Annotated in this window: 5 protein-coding genes; all 5 read left to right on the forward strand. The window is 24.9% G+C overall.

The annotated features are described in order from the left end of the window. Positions 1–394 precede the first annotated feature (394 nt). The 5 genes from OC683_RS01720 (at position 395) to OC683_RS01740 (ending at position 6,970) form a co-directional block, all read left to right on the forward strand. Entirely contained in the window at positions 395–679 is a 285-nt protein-coding gene (locus tag OC683_RS01720; RefSeq protein ID WP_304514833.1) for a co-chaperone GroES, read from the forward strand. A 303-nt stretch (positions 680–982) separates the two neighbouring features. Then, positions 983–2,629 carry a chaperonin GroEL gene (gene groL, locus OC683_RS01725; RefSeq protein ID WP_304514834.1) on the forward strand — a complete coding sequence of 549 codons (1,647 nt, stop codon included), beginning with the start codon at positions 983–985 and terminating at the stop codon, positions 2,627–2,629. Between the two features lie 215 nt (positions 2,630–2,844). Further along, positions 2,845–4,578, forward strand: a complete 1,734-nt coding sequence (locus tag OC683_RS01730; RefSeq protein WP_304514835.1) for an ABC transporter ATP-binding protein — start codon at positions 2,845–2,847, stop codon at positions 4,576–4,578. Beyond that, entirely contained in the window at positions 4,575–6,419 is a 1,845-nt protein-coding gene (locus OC683_RS01735) for an ABC transporter ATP-binding protein (protein WP_304514836.1), read from the forward strand. Before OC683_RS01730 ends, OC683_RS01735 begins: the two co-directional genes overlap by 4 nt. A 356-nt stretch (positions 6,420–6,775) precedes the next feature. After that, positions 6,776–6,970, forward strand: a complete 195-nt coding sequence (locus OC683_RS01740) for a hypothetical protein (RefSeq protein ID WP_304514837.1) — start codon at positions 6,776–6,778, stop codon at positions 6,968–6,970. Positions 6,971–8,610 lie beyond the last annotated feature (1,640 nt).

Below are 8,610 nucleotides of genomic sequence, written 5' to 3' on the forward strand. Positions count from 1 at the left end.
GGAGGTAATAAAAATTATCAGACCAAAAGACAAAGCAAATATTTTATAAGAACCCTGCTAAGGCAAAGAACAATGATTTTTGCAAGATGAAAGAACTTTAATATCTTATATAAGATATTATTTCATAGGACAGTCAGAAACTTTTTTGAGCTTAAAAAAGGTCTTTTTGTAATAGATATCGGAAAGACAATTCCCGAATATCGAAATGAAAATAATCTATTCATATTTTAATATTTATTTATAACTGTTTATTTAATCTCTTGATGAAGAATGGAATTCTGAAAATTTATTTGATAAAATAGTTGAAAATATTATTGTTAAAAATTTTAATTTATTTTTCATTATATAAAAAAAATTTAAATTTGATTATTTTATAATAAAAAAGGAGAAATTTATGACAAATTTTTTAATTCAACCTTTAAATGATTATGTTGTTTTAAAACCAAAATTTCAAGATGAACGTACTTCTTCAGGTCTTATTGTTAGTACTAGCCCTCGTAAAGAAGAATCTTTAGGGATTGTAATTAGTTTTGGACCGCAAGTCACTAATTTAAAAACGGATGATTTAGTAGTTTATAAGAATTATTCTGGAGAAAAGGTTCAATTTCGAGAAGAAGAGTATTTAATTGTTAAATTAGAAAATATTATTGCTAAGATTAGGGCGCCAAAAGAGGCCTAAATTTCGTGCTATTTAACCAATAGCCAGGGCCGAAAACCCTGAAAGGAGATGGTCGGTTTGGCAAACGAAAGAATGCCAATCTACAGCAGACCATAAAAAGCGGGTTAAGAGGAAAGCAAATTAATCAAGATGACTTCGCCACCAAATAATTTGATGGACAAGCCTGAAATGGCCTAAGAAGGAAAATTGATATAATCCACAAACCTGTCTCGGAAGTTGCTTAAACGGACAAATATTAATTATTTTTAAAATTTTAAAAAATTAATTATTTATTAAGATAAAAGAGGAGTATTTGAATATTATATGGCAAAACAAATTGTTTATGGCGAAATAGCAAGAAAAAAAATTTTAAAAGGGATAGATTTATTAGCTAATACAGTTAAAATAACTTTAGGTCCTAAAGGTCAAAATGTTTTATTAGAACAAAAATATGGTAGTCCTTTAATTATTAATGATGGAGTAACTATTACAAAAGAAATTAGTTTTAAAGACGCTTATCATAATGCCGGCGCTAAAGCTATATGCGAAATAGCTACTCGAACTAATGATGCTTCAGGAGATGGTACAACTACAGCTGTTTTATTAGGTCAGAGTATGATTCGTAAAGGTTTTGAAGCTTTAGACACAGGCGGTTTTAAAGGGGTTCTTTTAAAACAAGGTATTTTAGAAGCATCTCGTGTAGTAGCTCAACAACTTTTAGCCAAATCTCGTTCTGTTAATACTCAAGAAGAAATCGAAAATGTTGCTACTATTTCATCTGGTAGCTTAGAAACAGGAAAAATTGTAGCTGCTGCTATTGAAAAAGTAGGTAAAACTGGAGTTGTTAATGTGGACGAATCTAAGAGTTTTGAAACTGTATTAGATGTTGTTGAAGGTATGCAATTCGAAAAAGGTTATGTGTCTCCTTATTTTGTAGTAAATCAAAAAGATTCTTTAATAGAATTAGAACAAGCTGCTATTTTAATTACTGATCATAAGATTAATAGTATATTCGAAATTAATCGTATTTTAGAATATTCATTAAGTAATAGAGTTCCTTTGCTAATTATTGCGGAATCTTTCGATAATGAAATGGTAAGTATTTTGGTCGCTAATAAAAAAGGTAATTACTTAAATGCAGTTGCAGTTGAAGCTCCGAGTTTCGGTGATCATCAAAAAGAATTGCTTCAAGATATGGCTATTTTAACTCAAGCTACTTTTGTTTCTAAAGATTTAAATATGAAGTTAAAAGATGTAGATGAAAAATTTTTAGGTAAAGTTAATAAAGTTATTATTAAAAAAAATAGTACTACTTTGGTAGTTGATAACAAAACTTCTGCTTTAGAAACACGTATTCAAGAAATTCAATCACAAATTTCTAATATTAAAAATATGAAAGATTTTAATCAACATGATTTAAATAATTTGACCAATAGATTAGCTAAATTAACTGGTGGTATTGGTATTATTCATGTAGGAGCTACTACTGAAACAGAATTAAAAGAAAAAAAATTACGTATCGAAGACGCTTTAAATGCAACTAAAGCTGCTATTGAACAAGGTATTGTTCCTGGTGGAGGAAAAGCATTAGTAGAAATTTATAAAACTGCATTAAGTGAATTAAATTCTGCAAACGAAAGTGTTCGTAAAGGTTATAGTATTGTTTTAGAAAGTTTATTAGAACCTACTAAACAAATTGCAACTAATGCGGGTTTTGATGCTTCTATGATTCTTCAAAAACAATTAGAACAAAAAGATAATTTTGGTTTTAATGCTGAAACTGGTCAATTTGTGGATTTAGTTAAAGATGGTATTATGGATCCTACAGCGGTAACTAGACAAGCTGTTTTAAATGCAGCTTCTATAGCATCTATAATGGTAACTACTGGTGCTGCTGTTGTTGAAGAAGTACTAGAAAAAAATTATCCAAATATTGATAATATGAATAACATGAATAACGATTTACTTTAATATTTAAATAAATTATTTTATATCTTTTTTGAAAATTAATTCATTAAATCAAGAAAACTTATTTGTTTTTTTGTAATATGAATTAATTTTTTTTTATATCAAAAATATTAAAAAAATGTTAGAATTTTTATTGATATTTAAAAAAACGAATAAAGATTAGTAAAAATTTAATTTTTTTGATTTTTATTTAGTTAAGAAGGTACAAAATCAGTTTTATGAAATTAATTTTTAAATATATTATGCGTTATAAAATTATATTATTTTTAAATATTTTGGCAGTTTTATTTATAGCAAGTGGTGAAATCGGTATTCCTTTGATTATAGGTCGTTATGTTATTGATAATCCTATTGCTTCGCAAAATTTTTTATTTTTTACTTTTGCTTTATTATTATTGGTTTTATGTGCTATCTTAGGTAATTTAATTATTAATTTTTGTTCCGCTAAAACATCATCTTTAATCTTTAAAGATTTAAATGCAGATATTTTTAAAAAAATTCAGACTTTTTCAATTATAGAAATGAAAAATCTTGGTGTTCCTTTTTTGATGAATTGTAGTATTACTTATGTTGGTCAAATTGTTAATTTTATGGCTAGCCTTTATAGAGCTTTAATTGTGGCTCCTATTATGTTGATAATTAGTTTAATTTTAATTTATCGAATTTATATGGTTTTTTCTTATATTGTTTTGGCTATTATACCTTTATTAGTTATTATTTTTGTTTGTATTATTTTTAAAAATTATTTATTATCTACAAAAAAACAAAAAGTTTTAGAAAAAATAAACTCTAAAGTTCGGGAAAATTTAACTGGTATTAAAGTTATTAAAAGTTTAAATACAGAAAATTATGAAGGTAATCAATTTGATAAAATAAATTCTCAATATGCTCTTTTAAATATTCATTTGTTTAATTCAATTTTTTCAATGGAACCTTTATTTTATTTATTATTGAATATTTCTATTATTTTTACTACTGGTTTCGGTGCTTATATTTTAAAAATAGGGGCATCAACTGATTTTCATTTAGGCGGTTTATATAATTGTATTAATTTACAATATCATATACTTTATTCTATTTTAAATTTTTTATTATTGTTTACTATGTTTCCTAAAGCTTTAGTTTCTTTGCGTAAAATAGAATATTTATTAAATATAAAACCATCGATTAAAAATAATTTACAATATAATTTAACTTTATCTAAACCTATTGTAAGTTTAGAGTTTAAAAATGTTTATTTTCAATATTCTAATGATGATAAAATGATTTTATCAGATATTAATTTTAAAGTTAAAAATTCAGAATTAATTGCTGTAGTTGGTTCTACAGGTTCTGGAAAAAGTACTTTAATTAATTTAATTCCTAGATTAATTGATCCGACAAAAGGTTGTTTGTTAATTAATGGAGTAGATATTAAATTATATAATTTAATTTCTTTAAGAGATAAAATTGGTGTAGTTTCTCAAAAAAATATTTTATTTAAAGGTACAATTTTAAGTAATTTATCTTTTGGAAAATCTAATGCAAATTCTGAAGAAATTTTTGAATACGCTAAAATATCTCAATCTTATGATTTTATTAATAAAACTAAAGGCAAATTACAAGAACCAGTTAGCGAATTGGGTTCTAATTTTTCCGGAGGACAAAAACAAAGATTAGCTATTACTAAGGTTTTATTAAAAAAACCTGATATTTATATTTTTGATGATTCTTTTTCTGCTTTAGATTATCAAACTGATTTAACTATTCGTAAAAATTTAAGTTATTTACGTAAAAATTCTATTATTATTATAGTAGCGCAGAGATTAAGTTCTATTTTAAATGCTGATAAAATTATTGTTTTAGATGAGGGAAAAATTATAGATATTGGTAAACATGAAGAATTAATGAATAGATGTCAAATTTATAAAAATATTGCTTTTTCGCAAAAAATAAAAGAGGTTTTAAATTGAAAAAAATATTTTATTTTTTACAACCTTTTCGGAAAGAAATTTTGGTTAGCATTTTTTTGATTTTTTTAGTTGCTGCTATAGATGCTTTTATTGTTATTTTTGAAGGAAATATCATTATTAATTTTATTCAAAATAATTTTAATAATAATTCTAAACTTATTTATGTTGATAATATTATTCTTCATTTTATACGGCAAAAGTTACTAAGTAATTTTAAAATTATATCGGAATATATGAGTTATATTATTCTTTTATTATTTATTAATTTATTTTTATATTTTTTATGTATTATTGCTAGATTTATTTATAATAAATTGATAATTGTTATTATTCATAAATCTATTCAAAATATTAGACAAAGTGTTTATCAAAAAATGTTAAGGTTACCTATATCATATTTTGAAAATAATACTATAGGCAATATTATGAGTATTGTTATAAATGATTTAGAAACAGTTTCTAATGGTTTACAACAATCTTGTGTAGCTTTTGTACTTTCTTTTTTTAGTATTATAATGATTATTTTTATTATGTTTTGGGCCAATTTAAGATTTGCTTTATTAATTTGCTTAATGATACCAAGTTCTTTATCTGTTATTTGGTTAATTAATAAAAAAGCACGTTCAGTTTTTATTCAAAGATTTGAAAAAACAGGTGAATATTTAGGATTTTTACAAGAAAAATATACCGGACATAAAGAGATTATTTTATATAATCAACAATCAAATAATATTAGTGATTTTCAAAATTTAAATCAACAATTAGCTTCTACTATTTTTAAATCTAATTGGATTTCTGGATTAGTAATGCCTATTATTAATAGTTTTACTTATATTGTGATGACTTTTATTGTCATAATAGGTTATTTTTTGTTGAATTATCAAAATACGAAAATACCGTATTTATTATTTAAATTAGGTTTTGGTACTATTCAATTGGGACTTTTTCAATCTTTTATAAAATATATTTGGCGTTTAGGAAATCCGTTAAGAGATTTGAGTCAGATGTTTGTTATTTTGCAATCTACTTCTTCCGCTGCAAATCGTGTTTTGAATTTTTTAGCAGAAAATGAAGAATTAGATACGAAAAATAATTTAATTATTCCTGATTCAGTTCAAGGTTATATTAAATTTTCAAATGTGAATTTTCAATATCAAATGGATCAACCTATTCTTTGTGATATTAGTTTTGAGATTGACAAACATAAAATGGTAGCTATTGTTGGTCCTACAGGTTCAGGCAAAACTAGTTTAGTTAATTTGTTAGTTCGTTTTTATGATGTTAATTCGGGTACAATTTCAATTGATGGAATAGATATTTCTACTATTCCGAAAAGTGATTTACGTAAAATGATTGGTATAGTAGTTCAAGATTCTTGGTTATTTCATGGTACTATTATGGATAATATTCGTTATGGCAATTTTGATGCTACAGAAGAACAAGTTATTCAAGCCGCTAAACAAGTTAATGTTCATGATTTTATTATGACTAAGCAAGATGGTTATAATACTATGATTAATGAAGAATTAGATAATATTTCTCAAGGAGAGAAACAATTAATTACTATTGCTAGAACTTTTTTAAATAACCCCTCTATAGTTATTTTAGATGAAGCTACTGCTTCTGTTGATACTCAAATAGAAATTATTTTTCAAGAATCTATGCAAAAATTATTAAAAAATAAAACTTCTTTTGTAATCGCTCATCGTTTATCTACTATTGTAAATGCAGATATTATTTTGGTTTTGCAAAACGGTTTGTTAGTTGAAAAAGGTAGTCATATAGAATTATTAGATAAAAAAGGTTTTTATTATAATTTGTATAATAGTCAATTTAAATAAATATTAATTAAGTTAGATAATAATATAAATATCAAATATTTGGAAAAAAACGCAGAATTGAATAGTTTTTTCCAGTTTATTTTTTCCAGTTTATTTTTGAGGTTATTTGAGGTATAATAAAAGTGGGTAATTTGTTTTTTGATAACTATAGATAGAATACCCAAAAATTTAAATTAAAAAATTATACTTTATCAAAACTTAAGAATTTGAAAAATGAAAAAAATTTTAAAACTTGAAAATTTACGAAATAAAATTTTAAATAATATAAAAATTTAATTTTATTAAAATAGTTTATTTAAGTGTATTAATTGTTGTAAAAAAATTAATTGAATATTGAATAAGGGAGTGAACTATATTTGAACAAACCATTAAATTTTAATAAAAAGTTTATAGGTTTATCTTTATTGATATTTTCTGTTTTAGTAATCCCTTTGATAATGTTTTGTATTGGTATTTTTGAAAATTCAGATGAAATTGATTTATTAAAAAATGAATCTATTTTAACACAATCACAACAGGATAAGGTGCGCAAGTTCGGGCGTTTAATTTAGGAGATTATATGGTCCTCCTAGCATAGGGATAGCATGCTAAGCCGTTGAATTTACCTGAGAATGAAAATTTATAAGGGAACATAGCATATTCAAAAAGCATAATTATTTTAAATATTGATATTTTTTTAAATATATGCGAGGCGAAGTTAAAATAAGCATGAAATTTTTTTAAATTAAAGCTATAATATAAAATAAATCAAAAAAATATGTTATTCGTGAATAAATATTGTTGATAACATGTCAAACGCATTAATTGTATTTTCTTTATCTTGCAATTGAGTTCTATCCGAAAAATATTTTTTATTTTTGAAACTTATTTTTTAACGTTTTTCATATATTTTCATAAATATAATGAGATGATTTATTTTAAATAAAGCCATGCGATCTTTAACACTTACCAATAATTAAACAGCTACCTTGGATAAGCTTCTTATAAAAAATTTAATTAAGATTTTTACAAATATCTTTTTTTAATAAGGTATTTATTAATTTAGATTTGAGCATTTATGCCTAATCATTTATCCGCCTTAGATATTTTATAAATGCTTACAGAGTTTTATAGTACTCGTAGGGGTCATGTCCTACCAAGGAGCAGGTAATACCTGTACACAAGGGGAAGAAAAACAGATTAAATTATACATTTATACATATTATTGTTTGTATAATTTAACTCGGAAAGCCGTATGCATAGGAATATGCCCGTGCGGTTTGGGTGAGGGTTTAATATAACTTTTGATATAAATTTTTATAAAATTAATTATGTTATTTCTATTCAGGGCGCCAAAAGATGCCTAAATATCGAGCGATTTAACCAATTGCCAGTGCGAATAAACACTGAAAGGATAAGAACGATTTTTTAAACGAAAGAATAAAGAATTACAGCAGTTCTTAAAAGCGGGTTGCGACGAAGTAGTTAGTCAAAAGGATACTGCCACCGAATGGTTCTAAGGGAAAGCCCAAGAAAGCCTAAGAAATGAAGTAGATGTAATAAATTTACCTGTCTCGTAAACTACTGAGACCGAGCAGTCCAGAGTCTATCAATATATGTGAATAGTATTGGGTAGTTTATTCATTAAAAAAACCTGGAATCTCACCGTTAATCTAATGGTCAATTCACCTAAGGAACCAAGGTTGATATTTAGAGTAACTTGGAGAATCCTAAAGGCAGAGTTATTAAATTAACCAATAATGAGATAAAAGTCATTAGGCCCAAGGATAAAGCGACTTTTTAGTAGTCGGAGGAGTAAAACTTAATTCGGAATCATTAAGTCAATCGTCCTCTCAGGAAGAAGGTTAATGACCTTTATAGGGCGAAAGAAGTCAGTAATTTATTGTTTATTCAATGGAATCAGTGCAAATTCCAAAAACTTTTGCTGATCAATAAACTAAGCTTTTGCGAATATTTAATATCATTTAGAATTGTTACTTAAATAATCAGAGTAATTAAATTAGAACTTAAAAAATATGATTAATATTTATCTAGATTTCAATCACATTGTGGCTATTTGACTCAAAAAATATTAATGATATTAAACTCTGGAAAATGGACAAATACCTCCGAGAATATTTAAAAAAAGCCATTAATAATTTCAATTAGTTCAATAATTTCTTGTCTTATAAGAAAAAGTTAAAAATCGATC

It is taken from the genome of Candidatus Phytoplasma crotalariae, from assembly GCF_030586865.1.
GTDB classification, from domain to species: domain Bacteria; phylum Bacillota_I; class Bacilli_A; order Acholeplasmatales; family Acholeplasmataceae; genus Phytoplasma; species Phytoplasma citri.